We start from the raw sequence: 13277 nt of genomic DNA, 5'->3' as shown, positions 1-13277 counted from the left end.
CAAGAATATCGAGGTGACCGCCGTGAATGCTCCGCTGAAACTCCCTGCCGTGAAGAATCTGGTTTCCGAGGCCGAATGGCGTGCACGCGTCGACCTCGCCGCCTGCTACCGGCTGATCGCCCTCTATGGCTGGGACGATCTGATCTTCACCCATATCTCTGCCAAGGTACCGGGTACGGAAGATTTCCTGATCAACCCCTATGGCCTGATGTTCCACGAAATCACGGCGTCGAGCCTGGTCAAGGTCGACCTGGCGGGCAACAAGCTGATGGACAGCCCGTTCGACATCAATCCAGCCGGTTACACCATTCATAGCGCCGTGCACGAGGTGCGCCACGACGTCGGCTGCGTGCTGCACATTCACACCCCGGCGGGCATCGCCGTGTCGGCGCAGAAGCAGGGCTTGCTGCCCCTGTCGCAGCAATCGCTGTTCGTCCTCGCCAGCCTGGCCTACCACGGCTATGAGGGCGTGGCGCTGAATCATGATGAGAAAGCGCGGCTGCAGGCGGACCTGGGCGACAAGAACTTCATGATCCTGCCCAACCATGGGTTGCTCACTGCTTTCGGCGGCATCGCCGACGCCTTTCTCGGCATGTTCATCCTGCAGCGTGCCTGCGAGATCCAGGTCATGGCGCAGAGCGGCGGTGCCGAGCTGATCCACATTCCGCAGCAGATTCTCGACGGCGCGCGGGCGATGATCGCTGGCGTGATGAAAACGCCGCAGGGCATGGGCGGCGCGTTGCCCTGGCCAGCGCTGCTGCGCAAGCTGGACCAGCAGATGCCAGGTTACGACCAGTGAGCGAGCTGCCAGGCATCGCCCTGGATGATTGGCGCGCGCAAAGCCAGGCGTTGCACTTTCGTGGTCACACGATCCGTTACTGGACCGCTGGAGACACGCAAGCCCAGCCGCTGCTGCTGATTCACGGCTTTCCCAGTGCCAGCTGGGACTGGCATCGCCTGTGGGCGACACTGGCCGAGCGTTACCGGGTGATCGCCTGCGACATGCTTGGCTTCGGTTACTCGGCCAAGCCGCGTGGGCATGCCTATAGCTTGCTGGAACAGGCCGATCTGCAGCAGGAACTGCTGGCCCATATTGGCGAACGGCGCCCGGTGCATGTGCTGGCTCACGACTATGGTGACAGCGTTGCCCAGGAGCTGATCGCGCGGCATCAGGAGGGGCAACTGCAGCTGGCGAGTTGTGTGTTCCTCAACGGCGGTCTGTTCCCCGAAACCCATCATCCGGTGCGGGTGCAGAAGTTGCTGCTCGGGCCGCTTGGTCCGCTGATCGGGCCGTTGTTCTCACGGCGCAAGCTGGCACAGAGTTTCGCCCGCATCTTCGGCCCGCACACCCAGGCCAGCGAAGCCGAACTGGATGCCCTGTGGCAACTGGTGGCGTACAACAACGGCCCGGCGGTGATGCATCGTCTGATTCGCTACATGCCCGAGCGGCGCCAGCAACGGCAGCGCTGGGTCACGGCGATGCAGGCCACGACGCTGCCTATGCGGGTGATTGATGGCGCCTTCGATCCCATCTCCGGTGCGCATATGGTGGCGCGTTACCGTGAGTTGATCGCCGACGCCGACACCGTTCTGCTCGACGGCATTGGCCACTATCCGCAGCTGGAGGCGCCGGCTGAGGTGCTCGAGCATTACCTGCAGTTTCGCGACGCAAGGAGCTCGCATGCGTAGACGTACCCTGCTCAAAGGCGCTGCGCTCGGTGGAGCCGCCGCACTGGGCGCCGGCTTCTGGGCCTTGCCTGCCGGGCCGCGGCCGGCGGTCGTCAGCCTGGAGGGCGCGCGCCAGGTGCTGGCGGATCTGCAAGGCAAGACGCTGCAGAGCATTCGCGGCTGGAGCCCGAGCGAAGTATTCAATCACTGCGCGCAAAGCATCGATTATTCCATCGACGGTTATCCCGAACTGAAACCGGCCTGGTTTCGCCATAGCCTCGGGCCAGCCGCGTTCGCCGTGTTCAGCGCGCGCGGCGCCATGCGTCATCCGCTGGATGAGGCAATTCCCGGCGCAGCCGCTCTGATCGAGCCAGCCGATCAGGCCTTGGCCTTGCAGCGACTGCAGGTGGCTTTTGAGCGTTTTGCCGAGCACCAGGGTGCGCTGCAGCCGCACTTCGCCTATGGCGCGTTGGAGCATGGCGAATACGCCGAGGCGCACGTGTTGCATCTGTACAACCACCTCAGCCTGATTCGTATTGCCTGAGCGTACGCGAGGATGAGCGGGTCAGCGTTGCGATAATTTTTGTCGAACCTCCGGCACCGTGAGCGACTCAGTAACTGTGTCACTCACAGGAAAGTCGAGGTTACTCATGAACAACATGAACAAGAAATTATCTGCATTGCTGCTGAGCGGGATTCTGGGCGCGATGGCATTGCCGGCCTTTGCCGGTAGCGATAACGATGCGCCGGGTACTCCTGGGCCCACCACGCCGACCACACCGGGGGACAGCAATCCGATGAATCCGGCCGATGACGGTGAGGGCATCCCGCCGGTGCAGGGCCCCAACACCGATGGCAACCCCGGCGGTGACCGGGGTGGTTCGGGTGATGGCAGTGGTTCCGGCTCGGGTTCCGGCACCGGTAACTGAGCCGTATAAGGTCGCATTATCGGCCGTCATTCAGCAGTCCCGCGCGCCTTGTGAAGCGCGCGGGGCTGCCTGACACTCGGTGCATTCACAACCTGCCCGAGGAAGCTGTCGATGAGCGATGCCATCCGTTTCGAAGATCAAGTAGTCATAGTCACCGGTGCTGGCGGTGGCCTGGGCCGCGCCCATGCACTGCTGTTCGCTCGCCATGGCGCCAAGGTGGTGGTCAACGATCTCGGCGGTAGCACCCATGGTGAAGGGGCCAACGCTTCGGCGGCCGACAAGGTGGTGGAAGAGATTCGCGCCTTCGGTGGTACTGCAGTGGCCAACCATGACTCGGTCACCGATGGCTACAAGATCGTGCAGACGGCGCTGGATCATTTCGGCCGTATCGATGTGCTAGTCAACAACGCTGGCATCCTGCGCGACAAGAGCTTCCACAAGATGGAAGATGCCGACTGGGATCTGGTCTACAGGGTTCATGTCGAAGGTGCCTACAAGACCACTCACGCGGCCTGGCCTCACTTGCGCGAACAGAACTTCGGCCGGGTCATCTTCACCTCGTCGACCTCCGGCATCTACGGCAACTTCGGCCAGAGCAACTATGGCATGGCCAAGCTCGGCCTCTACGGGCTGACGCGTACACTGGCCATCGAAGGGCGCAAGAACAATATCCTGGTCAACGCCATCGCACCGACCGGTGCCACGCGCATGACCGAAGGGTTGATCCCGCCGCAGGTGTTCGAGCAACTCAAACCCGAGCTGGTCAGCCCGCTGGTGGTGTACCTCGGCAGCGCCGCCTGTCAGGACACCGGCAGCCTGTACGAAGTCGGCGGTGGCTGGGTGGGCAAGGTGCGCTGGGAGCGCAGCCTGGGCGCGGGCTTCGATCCCAAGGCCGGTTTCAGTCCCGAGGATGTCGCGGCGCAGTGGCAACGTATCTGCGATTTCGAGGGCGCTGCGCACCCGGCCGACAACGTCGAGGCGCTCAAGGAGATGATGGCGAACCTGCAGAAGTACGCGCTCTAGAACACATGCGGGCACTGAAAGGCCGGCAATGATCATATAAAACGCTCAATGCGGCGTTTGGCAGGAGCCCCGCCCCGGGGCGAAGCTTTTCGATGCTGCACCGGCCAGGTTCGCGGCGGGGCGCCGCTTCTACAAAGTCGATGTATCGACGCTTGACTGTTTGCTGAGTAGTACCCGGCTGTTACCTGTCGGAGGAAATAGGGGCGAATAATGGCATTCGTTCCACCTACCTTCAGGAGACGATCATGGCTGCCAAGAAGATTCTCATGCTGGTCGGCGACTACGCCGAGGACTACGAAACCATGGTGCCGTTCCAGGCGCTGCAGATGGTCGGCCATACCGTGCATGCGGTTTGCCCGGACAAGGTAACCGGCCAGACGGTACGCACCGCCATTCACGATTTCGAGGGCGACCAGACCTATAGCGAGAAGCCGGGGCACAACTTTGCGCTCAACTTCGATTTCGCCAAGGTCCGTGCCCAAGATTACGACGCTCTGGTCATTCCCGGTGGCCGTGCTCCTGAATACTTGCGCCTGAATGCCGACGTCATCGCCCTGGTGAAGGCCTTCACCAAGGCCGACAAGCCCATCGCTGCCGTCTGCCATGGTGCCCAGCTGCTGGCGGCGGCCGGGGTGCTGGAGGGACGTGAGTGCAGCGCCTATCCTGCTTGTGCGCCGGAAGTGACGTTGGCCGGCGGCAAGTACGTGGAAATCCCGGTGGACCAGGCGCACGTGCAGGGCAAGCTGGTCACCGCGCCGGCCTGGCCTGCGCATCCAGCTTGGCTGGCGGCGTTTCTCAAGGTGCTGGGGACTGAAATCCGCTTGTGAGCAGCCGGAGCCCGGATGCAATCCGGGCGCATCATCGCCAGCATTCACGCACTGACTGCACCGGGCTATGGCGCGGGCAAGACGTAGGGGTGGGTGCAACCCGCCAGTCCATACGTGGCGGGTTGCACCCGCCCTACCTTTCAGGAGCACGACCGATGTGCGAACTCTATGTGAAGGCCGATCCGATTCTCTACGAGTCGCGCTCACGTTCATTGCGCATCCGCGGCGTGGTTACCACGCTGCGTCTGGAAAATCAGTTCTGGGACATCCTGCGTGAAATCGCCGAAGTCGATGGCATGACCACCAACCAGCTGATCGCCAAGTTGCATGACGAGGTCATGGACTTTCGCGGCGAAGTGGTCAATTTCGCCTCGTTCCTGCGTGTCAGCTGCACCCGCTACCTGGCACAGAAGGCCGGGCGTCAGGTGCCACTGAGGGTGGTTGGGGCGAGCGGCTGAGTCACTGGTACATCCAGAAGTTCGGATGCTCCTGCACGGTCGGGGTGGTCGGCTGCTGGCTCGGTTGGGATTGCTGGAAGAAACGTTTGATCAGGCTCATGCGAAGTTACTACTGTAGCGGCTGTTGAACAGGTGTGCATGATTGGATAAACGTTTCGATTGATAAAACGGATTGTCTCTATCTTTGTGATTGCCTATGGCTATGTGTGAAAATTGAGGCTCGCCATCGCGATCACTCAAGCAAGGCTGCCGGGACGCCGGGGCAAGCGCACGCTGACACGCAGGCCGCCGAGCGGCGACTCATCAAGGGCGATACTGCCCTGATGCAATTCAACGACGCGGCGCACGATGGACAATCCCAGCCCGGCGCCCTGGCCTTCTCCAACGCGGAAGAAGCGCTCGAACAAGCGCTCGCGCAACTCCGCTGGCACACCTGGGCCACTGTCGAGTACCTGCAGCAGCAGGTCCTGAGTGGTGGCCTGCAGCTGTACCTGAATGCAGCCGCCCGCCGGGGTGTACTGCACGGCATTGCTCACCAGGTTCTGCAGCAGGATACCCAGGCTGGGGGCATCCGCCGGCAGGTGGTAATCGCCTGGTTCCTGAGCGTCGAGAATCAGCTCCTGGCCGCGATTGAGCGCCAGCGGCGTCAGCTCTGCTAGCTCGCCACGCAGGAAGGCCAGCAGGTCGAGGTTGTCCATGTTCAGGCGGATGCCGTTGGGATCGAGGCGTGCCAGCGTCAGCAGTTGTGCGACTACGCGGGTCGCGCGGTCGACACCGCTGCCCAATTGCCTCAGCGCCTCTTCACGGTCGCTGGCATCCGGTGCTTCCAGTGCGTTCTGCGCATGAATGCGCAGCACCGCCAGCGGCGTACGCAGCTCGTGGGCGGCATCGGCGATGAAGCGTTTTTCCTGTTCCAGCAGTTGGTTGACCTGCATCAGCAGGCGGTTGAGCGCAGCGGCCATCGGTTCCAGTTCGTTGGGTAACGGCGGGAAGACCAGCGGCGCCAGGTTGTCCGGTGCGCGACCGCGAATGGCATCGGCCATGCGCTTGAGCGGATACAAACCCCAACCCACGGTAAGCCACAGCAGCAGGCCGACGATGGGCAGACCGATCAGCAGCGGTTGCAAGCTGCGTCGGGCGATCTTGCCGATCAGCTCGCCGCGCACGTCATCGCGCTCGCCCGCCAGCACCCAGTGGTAGTCGCGACTGTCATGCAGCACGAACACGCGCCAGCGATGCTCGCCGATGTTCAGCGTGTGATAACCGATCAGATAGCGGGCCAGTTGCGCCAGGCGTTCACGCATGGGCTGGTCATCGTTGGGCAGAGCCAGGCCGAGCTGCTCGATCATGTTGTTGAGCAAGCCGGGCGGGGCGCTGGCGGACTGGAACAGCAGCTCACCATCGTCGTCGAGCATCTGGAAGGCCAGCTTGCCTTCGTATTCGTGGCCGAGCAGGTTGTCCGGGTTGCGCGCGTTGTGCAGCAGCAGCGCCTCGTCGAGCACGGCCTGCATCTCGTTGCGTTCACTTTCACTCAGGTCATGGCGCACCAGACCCATGAGCAGGCGCGCGGTCTGCGACAGCTGGGCGTCGAACAGCTCGCGCACTTCATGCACCGAGTCGTTGTAGATCTTGTGGCTGATCAGCCCGAAGCTGGCCGCGACCAGCAGCAGTAGCAGGGCGAGCAGGCGGGTACGGATGGAACCGAAGGTTTTCAGCAGCCTCATTTGTCCACCAGATAACCGACGCCGCGCACGGTGCGGATCAGCTCCGGGAAGAATTTCTTGCGCAGGTGATGCACGTGCACCTCCAGGGCGTTGCTTTCCACTTCCTCATCCCAGCCGTAGAGCGCTTGTTGCAGTTTGTCGCGGGTCAGCACACGACCGGGCTGAATCAGCAACTCGTGCAGCAGGAGAAACTCCTTGCGCGGCAGGTTGATGACCTGGCCCTGGTATTCGACCACCTGGCTGGCGGGGTCGAGACTGATGCCGCGGTATTCCAGCGCCGGTTGCGGGCGCTGGAAGCTGCGCCGCAGCAGAGCACGTAGGCGTGCCTTGAGCTCGGCGACATCGAAGGGCTTGACCAGGTAGTCGTCGGCGCCAGCATCGAGACCCGCAATGCGGTCGCCGGTGGCGTCACGTGCGGTGAGCACCAGCACTGGTACCGGGTTGGCCGCTGCGCGCAGGTGCTTGAGCACCTGCAGGCCGTCCATGCGCGGCAGGCCGAGGTCGAGAATGGCCAGCTCGAAACTCTCGTGGCTCAGCGCATGCAGCGCGCTGGCGCCGTCCTGCAGCCAGTCCACGGTGTAGCCTTCGGGTTTCAGCGCTGTGCGAATGCCTTCGCCCAGGGCCTGATCGTCTTCGACGAGAAGAATGCGCATGGTCACTCCTGTAGAGGGTTACTGGAGTTTACCTGTCACCTGCTGCAAAAGCGCTGCGGCTTCTGCGCGGCGTCCCTGGTCGGCCAGTTCACGGCCAGGGCGATCCTTGGCTGCCAGGGCCTTTTCCAGCACGGCGCGAGACTCCTCGTAGCGCTTCTGCCGTTGCAGGAAGTCGCCATAGAAGTAGTTCGGGTCGATGCCGTCCGGGTTGATCGCCAGGGCTTGCTTGAGCATCTTCTCGGCCTGTTCATCGTCGCCGAAGCCGATCGGCCAGCCCGGTACCTGGTAGTAGAGGCTGCCGAGGCTGGTATAGGCCGAGCCGGCCAGCGCCTGTGGGTCGATGGCCAGCGCCTGCTCCAGGTTGGTTTTGGCCTCCTTGACCAGGCCCAATGCACCAAGACCGCCTTTGGCGCCAGCCTGGGTGCTGAGGATGATGCCGCGCCAGATCAGCAGCTCAGGTGCCTTGGGCTCGCTGGTCAGCGCGGCATCGACCTGGCTGACGAGCTTGGCGAAGGCCTCTTCGCGCTGCTTCTCCGGCGTCTGGTAGTTGATCTCGGCCCAGCGCGTCTGCAACTGGTGCAACTGCGCTTCGCCCCCTTCACTGAGGGCGAAGGCGGGCAGGGTGGCGAAACCGAGCGTGGCAATGATCAGGGTACGCAGTGCGTTCACGGGGTTGTCCTCAGTGTTTATGACGGGCGAAGCGTTGGATGATCGGCAGCTGCTTGCGCAGGGCCTGGTCGACCACGCGTGGCAGCAGGCCGTTGAGGCGCACGAACAGGCGTTCCGGCCATCCCAGGTAGCGCTCTTCCTGCTCGTGGCGGATGGCTTGCAGCAATTCGGCCGCGACTTTTTCCGGATCGTCCATGGCCACGCCCAGCTCGTCGTTCATCGCTACCACGCTGGGGGCGTTCATCGGCGTACGGGTGGCGCGTGGGGCGAAATAGAGGACGCGCACATTGGTGTCGGCCAGCTCGCGGCGCAGCGCCTCGGAGAAACCGCGCAGGGCGAACTTGCTGGCGCAGTAGGCAGCAAAACCTGGGTAGCCGATGGTGCCGAAAGTGGAGCCGACGTTGATCACCAGCGCACGCCGTTGCGCCCGCAGCAGCGGTAGCAGGCGCTGGGTGAGCTGAAGTGTCGCGGTGACGTTGAGGCCGATCAGCTCAGCGATCTGCTGTTCGTCCTGCTGGTCGAGCAGGCCAAAACGATTGACCCCTGCGGCGTTGATCAGGCAATTGAGCCCGCCGAAGTTCTGCGCGGCGGCCAGCAGTGCATCACGCCCGGCGCGGCTGGCGATATCGGCCTGCACCAGTTGCACGTTCTGCGGGAAGCGTTGCAACAGCGCTTGCAGGGGCTCCAGACGACGGCCCACCAGCAGCAGATGGGCGCCTTCGCTGGCCAGACGTTGGGCCAGGGCCAGGCCGATACCGCCACTGGCGCCGGTAAGCAGGGCACGGCAATCCGTCGGTTGCATGACCTTACTCCTCGCCAGCCAGCGGCAGGCTGCGGAACATGTCGCCGTACAGGCGGTAGACCACCTTGGCGGTGTGCACCACGGCGGCCTTGTCATCGTCGTTGTCCAGTTGGTTCATCAGCTTCTTGAAGAACTCGATGTGCTCCAGATCCAGGCTGCCATGTGAGTTGAGGTAGCTGAAGGCCTTGTTCGGCAGTTGCAGCTTGTCCTGGATGATGCCAGCGGCCTGAGTGGCCAGGGCGATGCTGGTGCCTTCGAGCACGTTGACCATGCCGAAGAAACTCACCGGGTTGTGCCGGGCGATGCGGTCGTAGACGTAGGCCACCATCAGTTCGGTGGACATGTGCGGGGTGCCATGGCGCACCGCTTCCTTGTCGGCACCACAGGCGGCGATGTCGTTGAGCACCCACTCTTGGTGGCCGGTTTCTTCCTCGATGTACTCGGCGATGGCCTCGCGTAGCCATTCCAGACGCTCTGGCAAGCGTGCGCCACAGGCCATCAGCAGCGGTACGGTGTGCTTGACGTGGTGGTAGGCCTCGGTGAGGAAGGCGATGTAGCTGTGCAGGGCGACCTGGCCGGTAATGGCCTGCTGGATGATCGGTGCGCCGAGCAGGTAGTCGCGCTCGGCTTGAGTCTGGGCCAGCAGGGATTCGTAGAAGCTCATGCATGTACTCCTTCTGCCATCAACGCTTCGATGGCGGCTTGGTAATGGGAAAACAGGGCAGCGCGGCGCAGGCGACCGTTGGCTGTGGCCAGGTCGTTGCTCGCGCTGAACGGGGCCTCGGCGCGCAGCCAGTGGTGTACGCGGGCGTAGTCCGGCAGGCCGTGATTGACGGCGTCCACGGCTTCTTGCAGCTGCGCGTCAAGGGTATTGGCGAAGCGCGGCACCAGCACCGCGACGTTGCCCGGCAGCGCCTCGCCGTGCAGCCAGGCCTGGGCAATAGGCAACTGCTGCACCAGCTCGGATTCGACCCATTCCGGGTTGACGTTGCGCCCATAGGCGGTGATGAACTGATGTTTCCTGCGCCCGTGCAGCACCAGGAAGCCTTGCTCGAAATGACCGAGGTCGCCGGTGCCCAGCCATTCGCCTTGCGGCGCCGGTTCACCGAGGTAGCCGAGCATGCGGGCGCCCTTGACCAGCACTTCGCCGTCGGCCGCCAGCGTCATTTGCAGGTGGCCAAGCGGCTGGCCGGTGCTGCCGATGCGGCGCTGCTCGGGCGTGTTCAGGCACACCACCGAGGCGCACTCGGACAGCCCGTAGCCCTCGAAGATCGGTAGGTCCAGCGCATCGGCGCGCAGCAGCAACTGCACGGAGACACGCCCGCCACCAACGGCCACGAAACGCAGCGAGGTCGGCACCGGCAGCTTGCGCTCGGCCGCGCTGACCAGCGCCAGCAGCAATTGTGGCAACAGGATCAGGCTGTGCGGCTGGGCGGTGTGCAGGGCCTGGAGAAAGCGCGCCAGGTCTAAGCCGCTGGCCCCGGTCAGGCCGATCTGCGCCATTGGCATCAGCTCGACCCGCGCGCCGGCCAGCAGCGGCGCGTAGACGCCGGCGATGTTCTCCAGCAGAGTCGCCAGCGGCAGGATGCACAGGTGCCGTTGCACCTCGCGGCTGGCGCTGGCCTTGACCAGGCTGTCGGCCACTGCCAGCTGTGTGTTCAGGTCCAGGCACACGCCCTTGGGCTGGCCGGTGGTGCCGGAGGTGTAGGTGATCTTGCAGGTGCCCGGATGCAGCTCTGCAGGCTGCGCGACCGTGCGGTGATAAATATCGTTTTCCACGCTGGCGAAGCCGGGGGCACCAGCGCCGATCAGGCAGTCGATGCCGGCACTGTCGAGCACATGGCGTTGCTGCTCGGCGGAGAAGAACCCCGGTACCGGCACGCAGACCAGGCCGGCATGCAGCGCCGCCAGATCCCACAGTACCCAGTCGATACCGTTATCCAGCGCCAGTGCCACGCGCTGGGCGCCCAGCCCGCGCAGAAGGCGGCTGCGACTGGTCACGGCTGCCAACAGACCGTCATAGGTCAGCTCATGGCTATCCTCGGCCAGCGCCGTGTGCGGGCCAAAGGCGGCCAGACGCTCGAAGAAGGATTCAACTGCAGACCACATCGGGCATCTCCTCCAGGGCATACAACGGTTGATGACCGAGGCGCGGATAGGCGCCCAGCTGCAGCAGGCGCTGGTGGCCGCCATGAATGTCGCCCGCCATGACCAGCGGACGGTTGTCGTAGTAACTGCCCCAGTCGGGAAGCTCATCGCCCATGCGCGCCGGATCGGCTTCGCCGAGGGCGATGGGGGTCAGGCCCAGGCGTTGGAAGCTGTTGAGCAGGGTCGGGGTACCGGTAAAGGTGACCCAGCGAAAACCCAGGGCCACCAGCAGATCGGTCAGCGCGACGATCAGCAGGCGGGCGGCACCGGGGCTGTCGGCGGCCAGGTTGCCGACTTCCACCAGCTCGCCACGGCTGGGCTCGGTGTGGCCCAGGCGTGCGCCGATGGCGCTCTGGATCGGCTCGTCCAGGTAACGCTCGAGAAACAGCGGGCCGCTGTTGCCGCTGCGCACGCCCACCGCACCGAGCAGCTGGCCGGTCTGGTTTTCCAGGCCGAACAGGCAGGGCATGAAGTGACGGATGCGTGCGTCGTGCTGCAGTTCGAAGCGCTGGCGGATGAACTGCTCCAGGGCAACGCGACGTGCGCTGCCAGGGGAGGCCAGGTGGAGTTCGTAACTATCGCCGCGCCCGATACGGGCAACGGGACGATCATGCTGCGCCCAGGGTAGTTCCATGCTCGGAACCTCGGTGATGAACCTGGGGGCGATTGTGTGAGTGGCTGGCTTAACGCTGTATTAAGACTTTGCAAAATGTTTCAGGCTTATGGTCTCGGCGTTGGCCATCGCAGATGAATCCGCTCACAGAGGGCTCGAACACTGGCACTTGGCCGGTTGAGTGGGTAAGTTTCGGACTGAATGGGCCATCGCTGGCAGGATCAATACCGAGCATTCAGGGAGGAAAGATGACGTCACTCAATGCTGACCCCAAGTTGCAACCTCTGCTCACCGAACTGGCTGAGCTGATCCGCCAGGCCCGGCAGCAGGCCGTGCGTGCGGTGGATGCGATTCAGGTGCAAACCTGCTGGGAAATCGGCCGGCATATCGTTGAATTCGAGCAGGGTGGGCAGGCGCGTGCCGCCTACGGCAAGAAGCTGCTGCCGACGCTGGCCAGTGAGCTGACGGCTGAGTTCGGTAAGGGCTTCGATGCCTCTAACCTGCGCTACATGCGTCTCTTCTACCAAGCTTTTCCGATTCGTGACGCACTGCGTCACGAATTGAGCTGGACGCACTATCGCACCTTGCTCAGAGTGGACAGCGACAGTGCACGGCAGTGGTACATGAACGAGGCCGCTACGCAGAACTGGAGTACCCGTGCGCTGGAGCGGCAGATCGGCACGTTGTATTACGAGCGTCTGCTGGCCAGCCAGGATCGCGCGGCGGTCGAGCAGGAGGCGGCGAGCAAGCTGCAGGCCCTGGGCAAGAGCCCGCGTGAGTTTGTGCGCGATCCGGTGCTGCTGGAGTTCCTCGGCCTGCCCAATGCTGGCACCATGTTGGAGGGCGAGCTGGAGCAGGCGCTGATCGACCAGTTGCAGATCTTTCTGCTGGAACTGGGCAAGGGTTTCGCCTTCGTCGGCCGGCAGCAGCGCATCAGCACCGAGAGCAAGGATTTCTACATCGACCTGGTGTTCTACAACTACCTGCTCAAGTGCTTCGTCATTTTTGACCTCAAGCGCGGCGAGTTGACCCATCAGGATATCGGCCAGATGGACATGTACGTGCGCATGTTCGATGACCTCAGGCGTGGCCCGGAAGATGGCCCGACCGTGGGCATCATCCTCTGTGCGCAGAAGGATGCGTCCGTGGTGCGTTATTCGGTGCTGCAGGACAGCGAGCAACTGTTCGCCAGCAAATACAGGCTGGTGTTACCCAGTGAAGAAGAGCTACGAGCCGAGCTGGATCGGGAGCGAGCGCGGCTGGCCGAGCAACGTGGGCTGTACTGGGTTCACTGAGCTGGGAGGGGGTTGTGCATCAGGGCACCGAGCGGCTGGTAGGCTCGGCCCCGGGCCTGAGGATATTCAGCCGACCTGCGCAATCCAGTCATTGAGGTTGTAGTAGTTGCTGATGCGCGCGACCTTGCCATTCTTGATCTCGAAGAAGGCGCCGGCCGGCAGCACATAGGTCTGGCCATTGGCCGGCGGCAGGCCTTCGTCGTCGGCCAGGTATTCGCCGTGCACCACGAACTCGGCGGCGGCGCGGTCGCCAGCGGCGTTCTGCATGACCACGATATCGGCCAGGCGCTCGCGGTAGCAGCGGTTCATCTTGTCCATGAAGGCGGCGAAGGTGGCCTTGCCAACCTGACGCTCGCCCTGGTTGATGTCGTGCACCACGTCGTCGGCCAGCAGATCGAGAAAGGCGGGCATGTCGCCGGCATTGAAGGCGGCGTAGTAGGCCTGAACCAGTTCGGTGGCGGTCATGGC

General features: G+C 63.5%; 16 protein-coding genes. 8 read left to right on the top strand and 8 right to left on the bottom strand.

The features are described 5' to 3' along the window. The first annotated feature begins 22 nt into the window (after nucleotides 1–22). The 7 genes from BLT86_RS11970 (at nucleotide 23) to BLT86_RS11940 (ending at nucleotide 4905) form a co-directional block, all read left to right on the top strand. On the top strand, nucleotides 23–799 hold the full coding sequence (locus tag BLT86_RS11970; RefSeq protein ID WP_122983571.1) for a class II aldolase/adducin family protein: 777 nt from the start codon (nucleotides 23–25) through the stop codon (nucleotides 797–799). Next, a complete protein-coding gene (locus BLT86_RS11965; RefSeq protein WP_092376926.1) occupies nucleotides 796–1689 on the top strand; it encodes an alpha/beta fold hydrolase in 894 nt (297 codons plus the stop codon). The genes BLT86_RS11970 and BLT86_RS11965 overlap by 4 nt, the downstream gene beginning before the upstream one ends. Further along, a complete protein-coding gene (locus tag BLT86_RS11960; RefSeq protein WP_092376923.1) occupies nucleotides 1682–2212 on the top strand; it encodes a DUF1569 domain-containing protein in 531 nt (176 codons plus the stop codon). Before BLT86_RS11965 ends, BLT86_RS11960 begins: the two co-directional genes overlap by 8 nt. A 106-nt stretch (nucleotides 2213–2318) precedes the next feature. Further along, a complete protein-coding gene (locus BLT86_RS11955) occupies nucleotides 2319–2597 on the top strand; it encodes a hypothetical protein (RefSeq protein ID WP_003462424.1) in 279 nt (92 codons plus the stop codon). A gap of 111 nt (nucleotides 2598–2708) precedes the next feature. Next, nucleotides 2709–3620, top strand: coding sequence for an SDR family oxidoreductase (locus BLT86_RS11950; RefSeq protein WP_092376920.1), 912 nt, complete (start codon nucleotides 2709–2711; stop codon nucleotides 3618–3620). Between the two features lie 242 nt (nucleotides 3621–3862). Beyond that, complete coding sequence (locus BLT86_RS11945; RefSeq protein ID WP_175354144.1) at nucleotides 3863–4447, top strand: DJ-1/PfpI family protein; 585 nt, start codon at nucleotides 3863–3865, stop codon at nucleotides 4445–4447. A 155-nt stretch (nucleotides 4448–4602) separates the two neighbouring features. After that, entirely contained in the window at nucleotides 4603–4905 is a 303-nt protein-coding gene (locus tag BLT86_RS11940) for a ribbon-helix-helix domain-containing protein (protein WP_017675012.1), read from the top strand. Between the two features lie 236 nt (nucleotides 4906–5141). Here the strand turns inward: BLT86_RS11940 and BLT86_RS11935 are convergent, their stop codons facing one another. The 7 genes from BLT86_RS11935 to BLT86_RS11905 are packed head-to-tail and all read right to left on the bottom strand — an operon-like array spanning nucleotide 5142 to nucleotide 11535. Beyond that, a complete protein-coding gene (locus tag BLT86_RS11935; RefSeq protein ID WP_092376916.1) occupies nucleotides 5142–6629 on the bottom strand; it encodes an ATP-binding protein in 1488 nt (495 codons plus the stop codon). Next, nucleotides 6626–7282 carry a response regulator transcription factor gene (locus BLT86_RS11930; protein WP_055986821.1) on the bottom strand — a complete coding sequence of 219 codons (657 nt, stop codon included), beginning with the start codon at nucleotides 7280–7282 and terminating at the stop codon, nucleotides 6626–6628. Before BLT86_RS11930 ends, BLT86_RS11935 begins: the two co-directional genes overlap by 4 nt. A gap of 18 nt (nucleotides 7283–7300) precedes the next feature. After that, nucleotides 7301–7951 carry a tetratricopeptide repeat protein gene (locus tag BLT86_RS11925; RefSeq protein WP_055986818.1) on the bottom strand — a complete coding sequence of 217 codons (651 nt, stop codon included), beginning with the start codon at nucleotides 7949–7951 and terminating at the stop codon, nucleotides 7301–7303. A gap of 10 nt (nucleotides 7952–7961) precedes the next feature. Continuing rightward, nucleotides 7962–8753, bottom strand: a complete 792-nt coding sequence (locus BLT86_RS11920) for an SDR family oxidoreductase (RefSeq protein WP_092376914.1) — start codon at nucleotides 8751–8753, stop codon at nucleotides 7962–7964. Between the two features lie 4 nt (nucleotides 8754–8757). Then, entirely contained in the window at nucleotides 8758–9417 is a 660-nt protein-coding gene (locus BLT86_RS11915; protein WP_055986811.1) for a TenA family transcriptional regulator, read from the bottom strand. Next, nucleotides 9414–10862, bottom strand: a complete 1449-nt coding sequence (locus tag BLT86_RS11910; RefSeq protein ID WP_092376911.1) for an AMP-binding protein — start codon at nucleotides 10860–10862, stop codon at nucleotides 9414–9416. The genes BLT86_RS11915 and BLT86_RS11910 overlap by 4 nt, the downstream gene beginning before the upstream one ends. After that, the gene (locus BLT86_RS11905; protein WP_055986805.1) at nucleotides 10846–11535 is read right to left on the bottom strand and encodes a thermostable hemolysin; all 690 of its coding nucleotides are present in this window, start codon (nucleotides 11533–11535) and stop codon (nucleotides 10846–10848) included. Before BLT86_RS11905 ends, BLT86_RS11910 begins: the two co-directional genes overlap by 17 nt. 227 nt (nucleotides 11536–11762) lie before the next feature. Between BLT86_RS11905 and BLT86_RS11900 the strand changes: the two genes are divergently transcribed. Beyond that, the gene (locus BLT86_RS11900) at nucleotides 11763–12809 is read left to right on the top strand and encodes a PDDEXK nuclease domain-containing protein (protein WP_055986802.1); all 1047 of its coding nucleotides are present in this window, start codon (nucleotides 11763–11765) and stop codon (nucleotides 12807–12809) included. Nucleotides 12810–12875: 66 nt separating this feature from the next. Here BLT86_RS11900 and BLT86_RS11895 read toward each other — a convergent pair whose 3' ends face one another. After that, a complete protein-coding gene (locus BLT86_RS11895; protein WP_055986800.1) occupies nucleotides 12876–13274 on the bottom strand; it encodes a nuclear transport factor 2 family protein in 399 nt (132 codons plus the stop codon). Nucleotides 13275–13277 lie beyond the last annotated feature (3 nt).

The sequence above is a fragment of the Pseudomonas sihuiensis genome (assembly GCF_900106015.1).
Lineage (GTDB): Bacteria > Pseudomonadota > Gammaproteobacteria > Pseudomonadales > Pseudomonadaceae > Aquipseudomonas > Aquipseudomonas sihuiensis.
This window is presented reverse-complemented; position numbering and strand designations above follow the sequence as displayed.

Bases quoted from the DNA above. Each gene is read 5' to 3' on its own strand.
- BLT86_RS11960 (WP_092376923.1), top strand. From the start codon at position 1,682: ATGCGTAGACGTACCCTGCTCAAAGGCGCTGCGCTCGGTGGAGCCGCC.
- BLT86_RS11955 (WP_003462424.1), top strand. From the start codon at position 2,319: ATGAACAACATGAACAAGAAATTATCTGCATTGCTGCTGAGCGGGATT.
- BLT86_RS11950 (WP_092376920.1), top strand. From the start codon at position 2,709: ATGAGCGATGCCATCCGTTTCGAAGATCAAGTAGTCATAGTCACCGGT.
- BLT86_RS11940 (WP_017675012.1), top strand. From the start codon at position 4,603: ATGTGCGAACTCTATGTGAAGGCCGATCCGATTCTCTACGAGTCGCGC.
- BLT86_RS11935 (WP_092376916.1), bottom strand. From the start codon at position 6,629: ATGAGGCTGCTGAAAACCTTCGGTTCCATCCGTACCCGCCTGCTCGCC.
- BLT86_RS11930 (WP_055986821.1), bottom strand. From the start codon at position 7,282: ATGCGCATTCTTCTCGTCGAAGACGATCAGGCCCTGGGCGAAGGCATT.
- BLT86_RS11920 (WP_092376914.1), bottom strand. From the start codon at position 8,753: ATGCAACCGACGGATTGCCGTGCCCTGCTTACCGGCGCCAGTGGCGGT.
- BLT86_RS11915 (WP_055986811.1), bottom strand. From the start codon at position 9,417: ATGAGCTTCTACGAATCCCTGCTGGCCCAGACTCAAGCCGAGCGCGAC.
- BLT86_RS11910 (WP_092376911.1), bottom strand. From the start codon at position 10,862: ATGTGGTCTGCAGTTGAATCCTTCTTCGAGCGTCTGGCCGCCTTTGGC.
- BLT86_RS11905 (WP_055986805.1), bottom strand. From the start codon at position 11,535: ATGGAACTACCCTGGGCGCAGCATGATCGTCCCGTTGCCCGTATCGGG.
- BLT86_RS11900 (WP_055986802.1), top strand. From the start codon at position 11,763: ATGACGTCACTCAATGCTGACCCCAAGTTGCAACCTCTGCTCACCGAA.
- BLT86_RS11895 (WP_055986800.1), bottom strand. From the start codon at position 13,274: ATGACCGCCACCGAACTGGTTCAGGCCTACTACGCCGCCTTCAATGCC.